The organism is Mesorhizobium ciceri biovar biserrulae WSM1271 (assembly GCF_000185905.1).
In the GTDB taxonomy this organism is placed as follows: Bacteria; Pseudomonadota; Alphaproteobacteria; order Rhizobiales; family Rhizobiaceae; genus Mesorhizobium; species Mesorhizobium ciceri.
Window position 1 is genome coordinate 6,195,222 of record NC_014923.1, and the last position, 12,570, is coordinate 6,207,791.

The 12,570-nt window shown below is 63.4% G+C and carries 12 protein-coding genes and 1 riboswitch; of the genes, 4 read left to right on the forward strand and 8 right to left on the reverse strand.

The window, feature by feature from the left end; genetic code table 11:
* Window positions 1–11: 11 nt before the first annotated feature.
* Window positions 12–1,004: an AraD1 family protein gene (gene araD1 / locus MESCI_RS29845; protein WP_013533635.1), complete on the forward strand. Its 993-nt coding sequence runs from the start codon at window positions 12–14 to the stop codon at window positions 1,002–1,004.
* A 172-nt stretch (window positions 1,005–1,176) separates the two neighbouring features.
* Here the strand turns inward: araD1 and MESCI_RS29850 are convergent, their stop codons facing one another.
* Both MESCI_RS29850 and MESCI_RS29855 read right to left on the reverse strand, forming a co-directional pair.
* Window positions 1,177–1,950: an ABC transporter substrate-binding protein gene (locus MESCI_RS29850; RefSeq protein ID WP_013533636.1), complete on the reverse strand. Its 774-nt coding sequence runs from the start codon at window positions 1,948–1,950 to the stop codon at window positions 1,177–1,179.
* A 100-nt stretch (window positions 1,951–2,050) separates the two neighbouring features.
* Entirely contained in the window at window positions 2,051–3,145 is a 1,095-nt protein-coding gene (locus MESCI_RS29855; RefSeq protein WP_013533637.1) for a 2'-deoxycytidine 5'-triphosphate deaminase, read from the reverse strand.
* A gap of 74 nt (window positions 3,146–3,219) precedes the next feature.
* Window positions 3,220–3,297, forward strand: a riboswitch (SAM riboswitch).
* Between the two features lie 57 nt (window positions 3,298–3,354).
* Here MESCI_RS29855 and MESCI_RS29860 point away from each other — a divergent pair.
* The gene (locus MESCI_RS29860) at window positions 3,355–4,542 is read left to right on the forward strand and encodes an O-succinylhomoserine sulfhydrylase (protein ID WP_013533638.1); all 1,188 of its coding nucleotides are present in this window, start codon (window positions 3,355–3,357) and stop codon (window positions 4,540–4,542) included.
* Window positions 4,543–4,549: 7 nt separating this feature from the next.
* On the opposite strand, the gene MESCI_RS29865 is transcribed toward MESCI_RS29860, so the two are convergent.
* Complete coding sequence (locus MESCI_RS29865) at window positions 4,550–5,701, reverse strand: ceramide glucosyltransferase (RefSeq protein ID WP_013533639.1); 1,152 nt, start codon at window positions 5,699–5,701, stop codon at window positions 4,550–4,552.
* Window positions 5,702–5,934: 233 nt separating this feature from the next.
* Between MESCI_RS29865 and apaG the strand changes: the two genes are divergently transcribed.
* On the forward strand, window positions 5,935–6,327 hold the full coding sequence (apaG, locus tag MESCI_RS29870) for a Co2+/Mg2+ efflux protein ApaG (protein ID WP_013533640.1): 393 nt from the start codon (window positions 5,935–5,937) through the stop codon (window positions 6,325–6,327).
* 47 nt (window positions 6,328–6,374) lie between these two features.
* On the opposite strand, the gene MESCI_RS29875 is transcribed toward apaG, so the two are convergent.
* From MESCI_RS29875 to MESCI_RS29885, 3 genes are all read right to left on the reverse strand, one after another.
* Complete coding sequence (locus tag MESCI_RS29875; RefSeq protein ID WP_013533641.1) at window positions 6,375–7,406, reverse strand: Hsp33 family molecular chaperone; 1,032 nt, start codon at window positions 7,404–7,406, stop codon at window positions 6,375–6,377.
* A 110-nt stretch (window positions 7,407–7,516) separates the two neighbouring features.
* Window positions 7,517–8,428 carry an ornithine carbamoyltransferase gene (gene argF / locus MESCI_RS29880; protein WP_013533642.1) on the reverse strand — a complete coding sequence of 304 codons (912 nt, stop codon included), beginning with the start codon at window positions 8,426–8,428 and terminating at the stop codon, window positions 7,517–7,519.
* A 17-nt stretch (window positions 8,429–8,445) separates the two neighbouring features.
* A complete protein-coding gene (locus MESCI_RS29885) occupies window positions 8,446–9,645 on the reverse strand; it encodes an aspartate aminotransferase family protein (protein WP_013533643.1) in 1,200 nt (399 codons plus the stop codon).
* Between the two features lie 358 nt (window positions 9,646–10,003).
* Between MESCI_RS29885 and MESCI_RS29890 the strand changes: the two genes are divergently transcribed.
* Complete coding sequence (locus MESCI_RS29890; RefSeq protein WP_013533644.1) at window positions 10,004–10,522, forward strand: GcrA family cell cycle regulator; 519 nt, start codon at window positions 10,004–10,006, stop codon at window positions 10,520–10,522.
* A gap of 154 nt (window positions 10,523–10,676) precedes the next feature.
* Here the strand turns inward: MESCI_RS29890 and MESCI_RS29895 are convergent, their stop codons facing one another.
* On the reverse strand, window positions 10,677–11,687 hold the full coding sequence (locus MESCI_RS29895) for a magnesium and cobalt transport protein CorA (protein ID WP_013533645.1): 1,011 nt from the start codon (window positions 11,685–11,687) through the stop codon (window positions 10,677–10,679).
* Between the two features lie 90 nt (window positions 11,688–11,777).
* Window positions 11,778–12,503, reverse strand: coding sequence for a phosphate signaling complex protein PhoU (gene phoU, locus MESCI_RS29900; protein WP_013533646.1), 726 nt, complete (start codon window positions 12,501–12,503; stop codon window positions 11,778–11,780).
* Window positions 12,504–12,570 lie beyond the last annotated feature (67 nt).

Below are 12,570 nucleotides of genomic sequence, written 5' to 3' on the forward strand. Positions count from 1 at the left end.
GAGGATTCATCATGCTGATCTCCCAGATCCTTGACGACGCCGAGACCATCCGCGTCGTCGCCCGCAATGGCGGCAAGACCCGGATCATCAATGGCGCCCGCAGCGTCTATTCGCTGGCGATGGAGGCCGCCCGGACCGGCGTCGGCCTCGTCGCGCTGATCGAACGCAAGGGGCTTGGCGAGACGGTCGATCTCGAGGCCGCTTACAAGAAGGGGCGGCTGCTGTCGCCGATCAATCACCCCGATCCGGCGCATCTGCACCTGACCGGCACCGGGCTGACGCATCTCGGCTCCGCCGCGACGCGCGATTCCATGCACAAGAAGCTGAGCGCCGACGGCGAGGAGCAGCTCACCGATTCCATGAAGATGTTCCGCATGGGACTGGAGGGCGGCAAGCCGGCGAAAGGCCAGATCGGCGTGCAGCCGGAATGGTTCTACAAAGGCAACGGCACGATGGCGGTGGCACCAGGCGCCGCACTCCTGTCACCGGCCTTTGCCAAGGACGCCGGCGAAGAGCCCGAAGTCGCCGGCATCTATGTCATCGGCGACGACGGCGCACCTTTCCGCGTCGGCTTCACGCTGTCGAACGAGTTTTCCGACCACGTCACCGAGCGCGTGAACTATCTGTTCCTCGCGCATTCCAAGCTGCGCAACGCCTCGTTCGGGCCGGAGATCCTGATCGGCGACCTGCCGTCCGACATCCGCGGCACCTCGCGCATCGTGCGCGACAGCGAGGTGCTGTGGGAAAAGCCGTTCCTGTCCGGCGAAGCGAACATGTCGCACACCATCGCCAATCTCGAACATCATCATTTCAAATACGCGGCTTTTCGCCAGCCGGGTGACGTGCATGTGCACATGTTCGGCACGGCGACGCTGTCCTTCGCCGACGGCATCACGACCGAGGCCGGCGATGTCTTCGAGATCGAGGCCGGGGATTTCGGCCTGCCGCTGCGCAACCCGCTCGAGATCGAGCAGCCGGTGAAGGTGGCTGTGAAGGCGCTTTGAGAGCGCGCCTTTTCCTTCTCCCCAAGTGGGAGGTGGATCGGCGCGTTAGCGCCGAGACGGATGAGGGGTGTTCCAGCGGAGTGAAACGTTGGCGTTCCCTGGAACACCCCTCATCCGTCGCCTCCGGCGACACCTTCTCCCACAAGGGGAGAAGGAAAAAGGCGCCTCTGCCTCAATAAATATCGAAGTCGAAATACTTGGCCTGGATCTTCTTGTAGGTGCCGTCGGCAACGATCGCGTCGATGGCCGCGTTGAGCTTGTCGCGCAGGGCCGTGTCGTCCAGGCGCACGGCGATGCCGGCCTGGGTCTCGGTACCCTTGACGTCGCCGACCAGCTTGCAGCAGCCGTCGCTTGCCTTCTTCAGCCAGTCCATCAGCACGAACTTGTCCGAGATCACGGCGTCAAGACGACCGTTGGTCAGGTCGGTGATCGCCTCTTCCTGGGTGGGATAGAGTTTGGCCTCCGCGCCCGCCTTGCCATATTCATTCTGGGCATAGTCGGCTTGCGTGGTCGAAGCCTGGGCACCGACCGTCTTGCCGGCAAGGGCCGCCGGTTCGGTCGAGGTGAGATCGGTGTCTTTCGGCGCCACCAGAGCCAGCGGTGTCGTATAATATTTGTTGGTGAAGGCGACCTGCTTCTTGCGCTCCTCGGTGATGCTCATCGAGGCGATGATGGCGTCGAATTTCTTGGCCTGCAAAGCGGGAATGATGCCGTCCCAGTCCTGGGTAACGATCTCGCATTCGACCTTCATCTGCGCGCACAGCGCATTGGCGATGTCGATGTCGAAGCCTTCGACCTTGCCGTCGGCGGTAATGGTGTTGAACGGCGGATAGGCGCCCTCGGTGCCGATCTTGATTTTCTCCGCCGCCTGCACCGACAGAGAGCCGGCCAGTGTTGCCAGCATGGCAGCGCCCGTCGCCGATATGACCCATTTCGAAAATCGCATTTTCTTGGTTCCCCTTGAACGCCGCCAGCTTGACGGGCGGCAAGGCAGCCAAGCATGGCGAGCCGGCACAGGCAAGTATTTTGCCTTGGGGCAATGAGGGTCAGCGCGCGGCGCGGAAATGCTTGGACAGCTTCAGGCCCTGCGCCTGGTAGTTGGAGCCGAGATCGGTACCGTAGAGTGCCTGCGGCCGCTTCAGCATATGCTCGTAGACCAGCCGGCCGACGATCTGGCCGTGGTCGAGGATGAACGGCACTTCATGGCTGCGCACTTCCAGCACCGCCCGGCTGCCGGTGCCGCCGGATGCGGAATGGCCGAAGCCCGGATCGAAGAAGCCGGCATAATGAACGCGGAATTCGCCGACCAGCGGATCGAAGGGCGTCATCTCGGCGGCGTAGAGCGGCGGCACATGCACCGCCTCCTGGCTGACGAGGATGTAGAATTCATCGGGGTCGAGCACCAGTTCGCCGGCGCCGCTCTTGTGGATCGGTTCCCAGAAGTCGACGACTTCCTGGGCCGCGCGCTTGTCGACATCGACGAGGCCGGTGTGATGCTTGCCGCGATAGCCGACCAAGCCGCTTTGATCGCCGTTGAGGTCGATCGACAGCGCGATGCCGCCGCCGGAAATGTTCGGCGGCTCGGTGGCGACCAGCATCTGCGTGCGATGCAGGTCGTGCAACTCGGCTTCGGAGAGCAGCGCATTGCCGGTGCGGAAACGGATCTGCGACAGGCGCGACCCGGTGCGGACGACGATCGGGAAGGTGCGCGGGCTGACTTCCAGAAAGAGCGGGCCATGATAGCCGGCGGCGATCTTGTCGAACTCGTGGCCGCGATCGGTCATGACGCGGGTGAAGATGTCGAGCCGTCCGGTCGAACTCTTCGGATTGGCCGAGGCTGAAATGTCCGCCGGCAGCGCCAGGCTTTCAAGCAGGGGCACGATGTAGACGCAGCCGGTCTCCAGCACCGCGCCCTCGGCCAGATTGATCTCGTGCAGCTGCAGCCGGTCGAGCTTTTCCGAGACCTTGTGATTGGGGCCGGGCAGGAAGGAGGCGCGCACCCGCCAGGCCTTGTCGCCGAGCCTGAGATCGAGGCTGGCCGGCTGGATCTGGTCGGTGTCGAGCGCACGCGCCGACTTCAGCGCGCCGGACTGGAACAGCGCCGATATGTCCTGGTCGGGAAGAATGCCTGTCTGCCGCAAGGCTCCACTCCTGCTTGGTACAAACCTCTTAATGAAGCCGGCAATTGACGCAAGCGCGGTGCGGGTCTAAAGGGTCGTTATCCCGTGGTGATTTGGCCGGTCGGCTTGCAGCCACGTTAAACAAGTCGCTAAAGGACCGTCGGGCCGCAAGGCCGTATGGACCGGTTGCGACTTTCGCGGCCGGTTTTTTTGTGTCTGGAAGAAAAGCGATGAGCACCAAGAAGCGCAACTGGAAGCCTCAGACGGCACTCGTGCACAGCGGAACGCTGCGTTCCGGTTTCGGCGAAACGTCAGAAGCGATCTATCTCACCCAAGGCTATGTCTACGAAACGGCGCAAGCCGCCGAAGCCCGTTTCAAGGGCGAAGAGCCGGGTTTCATCTATTCGCGCTACGCCAATCCGACCGTCGACATGTTCGAGAAGCGCATGTGCGCGCTGGAAGGTGCGGAAGACGCGCGCGCCACCGCGTCGGGCATGGCGGGGGTAACGGCCGCCCTTCTGTGCAGCGCCAAGGCCGGCGACCATATCGTGGCGGCACGCGCGCTGTTCGGCTCCTGCCGCTGGGTGGTCGAGACGCTGGCGCCGAGATACGGCATCGAGGCGACGCTGGTCGACGGCACCGACATCGCCAACTGGGAAAAGGCGGTCAAGCCGAACACCAAGCTGTTCTTCCTGGAAAGCCCGACCAATCCGACGCTGGAAGTGGTCGATATCGCCGCTGTCGCTTCGCTTGCCAATTCGATCGGCGCCAGGCTGATCGTCGACAATGTCTTCGCCACGCCCCTGCAGCAGAAGCCCTTGCAGCTCGGCGCCCATATCGTCGTCTATTCGGCGACCAAGCACATAGACGGCCAGGGGCGCTGCCTCGGCGGCGTCATCCTGTCGGACAAGAAGTGGATCGACGAGAACCTGCACGATTATTTCCGCCATACCGGCCCAAGCCTTTCGCCTTTCAACGCCTGGACGCTGCTGAAGGGCCTGGAAACGCTGCCGCTGCGCGTACGCCAGCAGACGGAAAGTGCCGGCCGGATCGCGGATTTTCTGGCCGAACGGCCGGAAATCGCGCGCGTCATCTATCCCGGCCGCGCCGACCATCCGCAGGCCGACATCGTCAAGAAGCAGATGTCGGGCGGCTCGACGCTGATCTGCCTGGACGTCAAGGGCGGCAAGCAGGCGGCCTTCGCCTTGCAGAACGCGCTCGACATCGTCCTGATCTCCAACAATCTCGGTGACGCCAAGAGCCTGATCACCCACCCGGCGACGACGACGCACAAGAATCTCAGCGACGAGGCGCGCGCCGAGCTCGGCATCGGGCCGGGCACGCTCAGGCTGTCGGTTGGCCTGGAGGATACCGACGATCTGCTCGAGGACATCGCGCAGGCGCTGAAGGCCAGGTAGGAGGCCTTCAGGCGCCGGACGGCGTCTCTTCCAGCTCGGCCGTCTTGGTGCCGATGGTCATTGCATTGCCGCGCCAGTCGATGGCGCCGCCGAGCCAGCCGCGCGCCCACATCGCCGGCAGGATCAGGTCGCGCGCCATGATCGCGGCGACCATGCGTGGCGACAGGTACCAGCCCTTGGACCAGGCCAGGGCGCACTCCGGAAGGTAGAAGGCCGCCAGCACGGCAAGGGCGGTTGCCCAGAGGCTGAAGCCGGCGCTTGCCGCTGCAATCAGCGCAAGCACCAGCGGCACCACGGCGCCGGTCAGGATTTCGGGTGCGAAGAACAGCGGGAAAGTGACGCGGCGCAGGCGCGCCCAACGGGCCTGACGCGACCAGATCTCGTCAAACGAGCGCCGGCCAAGCGGCTGCTCGAAGGGGGCGGCGACGAGATTGACGCGCAGGCCGAGACTGTTCACCAGCTTGGTCGCAGCGGCATCCTCCGCGATCTCGGCGGCCAGCACGCGGATGCCGCCATTGGCGTCGAGCATCGGCTTGTTCCAGAGCATGCTCTTGCCCTGGGCAAAGCCGAGGCCGAGAGCCTCACCGGCATATTGCCAGCGCGCCTGCAGCGTGTTGAGGAAAGCGCATTCGACCTCGGCCCAGAAGCCGGCCGGCCGCGAGCCGATCGGCGTCGAGCAGACAAGGCCGGTGCCGGGCCGCCAGGCAGCCATCAGGTGCTGGATGTAGTCCCTCGGCATCAGCACGTTGGAATCGGCCAGGACGACCCAGTCGTGCTGCGCCGCTTCCCAGCCCTTGACGCAATTGTTGAGTTTCGGATTGGCGCTGATGCGGTCGTCGCCGACAAGCAGCCGGGCCGGCACTTTCGGAAACCGGACGATCGTCCTGTTTATCAATTTGACCACCGGATCGTCGGCATGGGCGACGCAGAAAATCAGCTCGTAGCGCGGCCAGTCGAGCGAGAAGGCGCGCTCCAGCGTCTCCTGCGTGAACGGCTCGACGCCGCGCGACGGCACGACGATCGACACCGGCCGCGGCTTGCCGGCCGGCAGCGCAATGGTGCGACGCCGTCTCAGACGCGACGCGGCGAGCACGATGCTGGCGAGATTCGAGAGGATGAGGACGGTTGAAAGCGTGGCGGCTATGAGAGTGAGTTGCATCGAGATCCGGTCACTCCAGGAAAACCGGTCCGCAAGATGGCCGGTTTCAACAGTTCAGCAGAGCGCCCGAGTCGCGCGTCACCAGTCCGCGCACACCATCATTGTCATATGTCACTTAAATGACATTCTTTGTCGGCACCTGCCCGCGAGGCCGGCCAGAGGAGGCTTCGATCGGTTGACCTAACCGCACGGAGCGCCGAAAGTTCCGCTGGAACCGTTTTTTGGAGCCGCTTATGTATAGCGCCGTCACGCGCAACATCGAAGTGCAGGTCAGGCCGTTCTATCTGGAGGACCGTTCGGATCCCTCTGAGAACCGCTATGTCTGGGGCTATCAGATAACGATCGACAATCAGTCGGACGATTTCGTGCAGCTTCTGTCGCGCTATTGGCACATCACCGACGGCACCGGCCGGGTCGAGGAAGTGCGCGGCCCCGGCGTGGTCGGCGACCAGCCCGAACTCAATCCCGGCGACAGCTACCAGTACACATCCGGTTGCCCGCTCTCGACACCGTCCGGCATCATGGTCGGGCATTACACGATGCGCAACAAGCGGGGCGAGACGTTCGACATCGCCATTCCGGCGTTTTCGCTGGACTTGCCGGGGACGCGGCGGACGGTGAATTGATTTCGCCTCACCGGCCGCGGAGCGACCGGTGAGGCGTGGTTTCTACTCTACTGGGCCGCGAATTCCGCCGGGTCGAAATCATATTGCTTCGAACAGAATTCGCAGGCGACGTGGATGCCGCCGTCTTCGGTGCTGTCCTTGATCTCCTGGGCGGAAAAACCCTCGAGGATGCCGCGGATCTTGTCCCTGGAGCACGAGCACTGGTCGGCGACCGGAACGCCGCCGAAGACGCGCACGCCATGCTCGTGGAACAGCCTGTAGAGCAGCCGCTCGGCGCCGATCGTCGGGTCGATCAGTTCGGTCGGCTCGATGGTGCCGAGCAGAGCCAGCAACTCCTGCCAGGAATTGTCGACCGGATCGTGGATCTCCTCACGCGGATCGCCATCGCCGCCCGGCAGGTCCGGGACGCGCATGCGCTCGGGCGACTGCGGCAGGAACTGCGCCAGGATACCGCCGGCGCGCCATTGCTCGCGGGCGCCGCCGGGACCGGGCGTCAAAAGCTTGGCCACCGACAGCCTGATATCCGTCGGGATCTGCTCCGACTGACGGAAATAGGTGCGTGCCGCGTCTTCCAGGGTCTCGCCATCGAGCTGGACGATACCCTGATAGCGCTGCGTATGGGCGCCCTGGTCGATGGTCAGCGCCAGCACGCCACTGCCGAGTAGCGTCTGCTGGGAGGTTTCGCCCGCCGCGACCAGCGCTTCCAGCCGGTCGGCATCGAAACGCGCATAGGCGCGCAGCGCCGAGGGCGTGGAAAAATCCGCAACCAGCATGTCGACGGGTCCGTCGGTGCGGGTCTGCAGGATGAACTTGCCCTCGAACTTCAGCGAAGTGCCGAGCAGCACGGTCAGCACACAGGCCTCCGCCAGCAGGCGGGCGACCGGCTCGGGATAATCGTGGCGGCTGAGGATGGCGTCCAGCATCGGCCCGAGTTGGACCGTGCGGCCGCGCACGTCGAGAGGGCCGACCTCGAACGGCACGACGTGATCGTCGCCGGCATAGCCGAATTCGCCGAGTTTGGGGTGATGTTCAGTCACTTGATAGGTTTCCAACATGACAAAGCTCCAGGGCGCGGCCATGCCGCCCTCCGGGGCGCATGCGTCGAAACGCGCTTGATTTGCGTGATGCGGCGCAAATAGGCATCACACGCCCGCAGATCAAGCTCCCAGGGATCAAGCGCCCAGACACTTCAAGCGCCTAGACACCAGGCAAGCACGGCCTTCTGGGCATGGAGCCGGTTCTCGGCCTCGTCGAAGACCACCGAATGCGGTCCGTCGATAACCTCGTCTGTCACTTCCTCGCCGCGATGCGCCGGCAGGCAATGCATGAACAGCGCGTCCGGCTTGGCTCTCGCCATCAGCTTGGCATTGACCTGGTAGGGCGAGAACACATTGTGGCCGCGGGCGCGATGCTCCTGGCCCATCGACACCCAGCAATCGGTGACGATGCAGTCGGCCTGATCGACGGCTTCCTCGGGCGAGCGGGTGAAGTGCAGCTTGCCACCATGCGCCTGCGACCAGTCGATATGCTTCTGCGCCGGCTCGCTGCCTTCGGGAACGGCGACGTTGAGGTTGAAGCGGAACCGGGCCGAGGCCTCGAGCAGGGAATGCAGCACATTGTTGCCGTCGCCGGTCCAGGCGATGGTCTTGCCGGCTACCGGACCGCGATGTTCCTCGAAGGTCATGATATCGGCCATCAGCTGGCAGGGATGGGTATCGTCGGTCAGTCCGTTGATCACCGGCACGGTGGCGTTCTCGGTCAATTCCAGCAGCCGCTCATGCGAGGTGGTGCGGATCATGATCGCATCGACATAGCGTGACAGCACCTTGGCGGTGTCGGCGATGGTCTCGGAACGGCCGAGCTGCATCTCGGTGCCGGTCAGCATGATGGTCTCGCCGCCGAGCTGCCGCATGCCGACGTCGAAGGAGACGCGCGTGCGCGTCGACGGCTTGTCGAAGATCATCGCCAGCACCTTGCCTTCGAGCGGTTTGGTGCGCTCGCCGGCCTTGAGCCGCGCCTTTCGCACCACCGCGTCGTCCAGCATCAAGCGCAGGTCGCCTTCGGAAACGGTGGAAAGATCGGTGAAATGGCGAACTGACATCAGCAATGATTCCGGGATTACTTCGCCGCGGCGGAAGCGATCGCCTCCGCCAGGCCCTTGGCGCCGGCGCGGATGCGGTTGAGCGCGTCATGGATCTCGGCGTCGGTGACGGTGAGCGGCGGCAACAGGCGAATGACGTTGTCGCCGGCCGGAACCGCCAGCAGATGCTGGTCGCGCAAGGCCATGTTCACCTTGGTGTTGGGCATGGCGCATTTGAGGCCGAGCATCAGCCCGGCACCCCTGATGTCCTCGATGATTTCGGGAAACTCGTCGGCGACCGACGCCAGACCCTGCTTCATCAGCAGCGCCTTGCGCTGGACATCTTCGAGGAAGCCGTCTTCCAGCACGACATCGAGCACGGCGTTGCCGACCGCCATGGCAAGCGGGTTGCCGCCGAACGTGGTGCCATGCACGCCGGCGGTCATGCCGACCGCCGCTTCATCCGTGGCAAGGCAGGCGCCCATCGGGAAGCCGCCGCCGATACCCTTGGCAATCGCCATGATGTCGGGCGTTACACCCGACCATTCATGTGCGAACAGCTTGCCGGTGCGGCCGATGCCGCACTGGACCTCGTCGTAGATCAACAGCAGGCCGTGCTGCTCGCACAATTGCCTGAGCCGCTTCAGCGACTGCGTCGGCACCGGGCGGATACCGCCCTCGCCCTGCACCGGCTCGATCAGGATCGCGGCCGTCTCCGGCGTGATCGCCTTTTCGGCGGCGTCAATGTCGTCGAAGCCGACCTGGTCGAAACCTTCGACCTTGGGGCCGAAGCCCTCGAGATACTTGTACTGGCCGCCAGCCGCGATGGTCGCCAGCGTGCGGCCATGGAAGGCGCCTTCGAAGGTGATGATGCGAAAGCGCTCGGGATGGCCTTTGACGAAATGGTAGCGCCGCGCCGTCTTGATCGCGCATTCCAGCGCCTCGGCGCCGGAATTGGTGAAGAACACCTTGTCGGCGAAGGTGGCGTCGGCCAGCCGTTCGCCAAGCCGGCTCTGCCCGGGGATCTCGTAGAGGTTGGAGACATGCCACAGCTTGGCTGCCTGCTCGGTGAGTGCGGCGACCAGGTGCGGATGGCTGTGGCCCAGCGAATTGACGGCGATGCCGCCGGCGAAATCGAGATATCGCTCGCCCTTGTCGGTAATCAGCCATGTGCCTTCCCCGTGGTCGAAGGCCAGGGGTGCGCGAGCAAAGGTCTCGTAAAGCGCCGAACCGCTCATTATATGCGTCTCCGGTACCGGAAAATCAAAAAAGCCGCCAAAGCGGCGGCCTGTGCGGCTTATCCTGTTTTTCGGCCATGAAGTCAACGAAAACGTCGCGTAGTGGCGCGCGGCAAGCCCCCCGACGGGACGCCGGCTCATAAGCGACCGGGCAAGTTGGGGAAAACCGAAAAAACCGATTCGTGTTGCACTTGGGACTCTTGTCACCGAGTCAGCGCATAGAGTAGTTGTAGTCGAGAAATAACTAGATTTCGTGCGGCGGACCTAATCACCAGATATATGTGGTGTCTGCCCTGGCAAATGTTGCCGGGTCGGGAGAAGGATTCCGATTGCCGCACGCTTAGAGGAGCGCGGTCTCATGAACTGGACTGACGAGCGGGTAGAACTCTTGAGAAAACTGTGGTCGGAGGGTCTGAGCGCAAGCCAGATTGCTGCGCAGCTTGGAGGGGTCAGCCGCAATGCGGTCATCGGGAAGGTGCATCGGCTGAAACTGTCGGGCCGCGGTCGCTCGACCGCCACGCCGGCACGCCAGAAGAAGGCAGCGCAAGGATCGACCGTCCAGAAATCGGTATCACGCGCCGCAACCACGGCACGCCATGTCACGACATCGGTCGGCGCGACCGCCTTGCAGACGCAGTTCGACGCCGAACCCGTGGCACGCCATTACATCCGGCCGGTCGAAAATGTCGTGCTGCCGATCTCGCGGCATCTGCAGCTGGTCGAGCTGACCGAGCGGACCTGCAAATGGCCGAACGGCGATCCGCTTTCAGAGGACTTCCATTTCTGCGGCAACGATGCCGCCGAAACCGGTCCCTACTGCAAGTATCACGCCCGCGTGGCATTCCAGCCGGCATCGGAGCGGCGGCGGAGCAGGTAGATAGGGGAGTAGGGGAATAGGGGAATAGGGGAGTAAGGCAGTAGGGCAGTATGTGCGCGGAAAGTCGCGCTCACGAAATGCCACCCTACTGCCCTACTGCCCTACTGCCCTACTGCCCTACTGCCCTACTGCCCTACTGCCCTACTGCCCTACTTCACAACCAGCCATTCTTCCTGAACCGCCAATACAGAAACGCGCAGATCAGCGCGATCGTGGCCAATACCACCGGGTAGCCATATTCCATCTTCAGTTCCGGCATGTCGCTGAAGTTCATGCCGTAAATGCCGGCGAGCGCCGTCGGCACCGCCAGGATTGCGGCCCAGGAGGCGAGCTTCTTGGTGTTGGCCGTTTCCTGACTCTGGCCGACCAGCAAGCTCGCCTCGAAAGCGAATGCCAGCACCTCGCGCAGGCTGTCGATCTTCTCCTGAACGGTGCGGATGTGATCGGTGACGTCGCGGAACAGCGGATGCATGGCGGTGTGGATCTGCGGCAGCTCGGCGCTGGTCAGCCTTCGGCAGACTTCGACCAGCGGAAGCGCGGCATTGCGCAGGCGCAGGAGATCGCGGCGCAGCATATAGAGCCGCTCTATGTCGGGAGCGGTCATCGGCTTCAGCAGAACCTTGTCCTCGATCGCCTCGACCTCGTCCTCGATCTGCTCGAGCACCGGCATGTAATTGTCGACGATGAAATCGAGAATGGCATAGAGGACGAAATCCTCGCCCTTGGCCAGCGAGTGCGGGCAGCTTTCCCAGTGCTGACGAACGGCGGCATAGGACGTCGAGGGACCGTGCCTGACGCTGACGATGTAGCCTGAGCCGACGAACAAATGGGTCTCGCCGAAGGTGACCCGGCCCTCGATCAGCTGCGCGGTGCGGGCGACGATGAACAAGGCGTCGCCATATTGCTCGATCTTCGGCCGCTGGTGCGGGTGCTCGGCATCCTCGATCGCCAGCTCATGCAGGTGAAACTGTGCCTGGACGCGCAGCAACAGGTTACGGTCGGGCTCCAACAGGCCGATCCAGACGACGTGACCGGATTTTTTTGCCCATTCGCCGGCTTCCTCGATGGGAATGTCGGCGATGCGGCGCCCCGCCGTGTAAACGCCGCAAGCGATAATGCCGGATATCGGCGCAGGCGCCGGGGTCAGGTTCCGAACATTTTCCATCACGACCTCCCGGAGCAAATCCACGCACGAGGATAGAGGCAAGGCCCGGAAAGCTTATCGTAAATCGGGTGACGGTTCGAGAGGCGGCGTTCACTTCACCGGCTGCGTCTCGGAAAGGCTGATTTTGTCGGTCTTGTCGCCCTTGGGCCGCTCAGCCGGCAACTGATCGCCGGTGACGATGTAGTAGATGGTCTCGGCTATGTTGGTGGCGTGATCACCGATACGCTCGATGTTCTTGGCGCAAAACAGCAGATGCGTGCAGGGCGTGATGTTGCGCGGATCTTCCATCATGTAGGTCAGCAATTCGCGAAACAGCGATGTGTACATGGCGTCGATCTGGTCGTCACGATCGCGCACGAAGCCGATTTTCTCCACCGAACGGGACGCGTAGACGTCGAGCACTTCCTTGAGCTGGGTCAACGCCAGGTTGGAGAGGGCCTCGAGGCCGCGGAACAGGCTGGTCGGCTGGCGTCCGTCGGTGACGGCGACCACCCGCTTGGCAACGTTCTTGGCGAGATCGCCAACCCGTTCGAGGTCGGCGGAGATGCGGATGGTCCCGACGATCTCGCGCAAATCCGCCGCCATCGGCTGACGCTTGGCAATGATGATGATCGCCTTGTCGTCGATTTCGCGCTGGCCCTCGTCCAGTACGGTATCGTCGCGGATGACCTTCTGGGCAAGGCCCGGGTCGGCATTGACGAGAGCGGTGACCGCCTGTTCGACCATGCGCTCGGCATGGCCACCCATCGCGGCGATGCGCTTCGACAGATATTTCAACTCCTCGTCATAAGCGCTGACGATGTGCACGGACTGCATGGCAAATGCCTTCCCACGGGGTGTTTTGATTTTGAGTCGTTTCCTCGAATCCCCGCTGATACGCTAG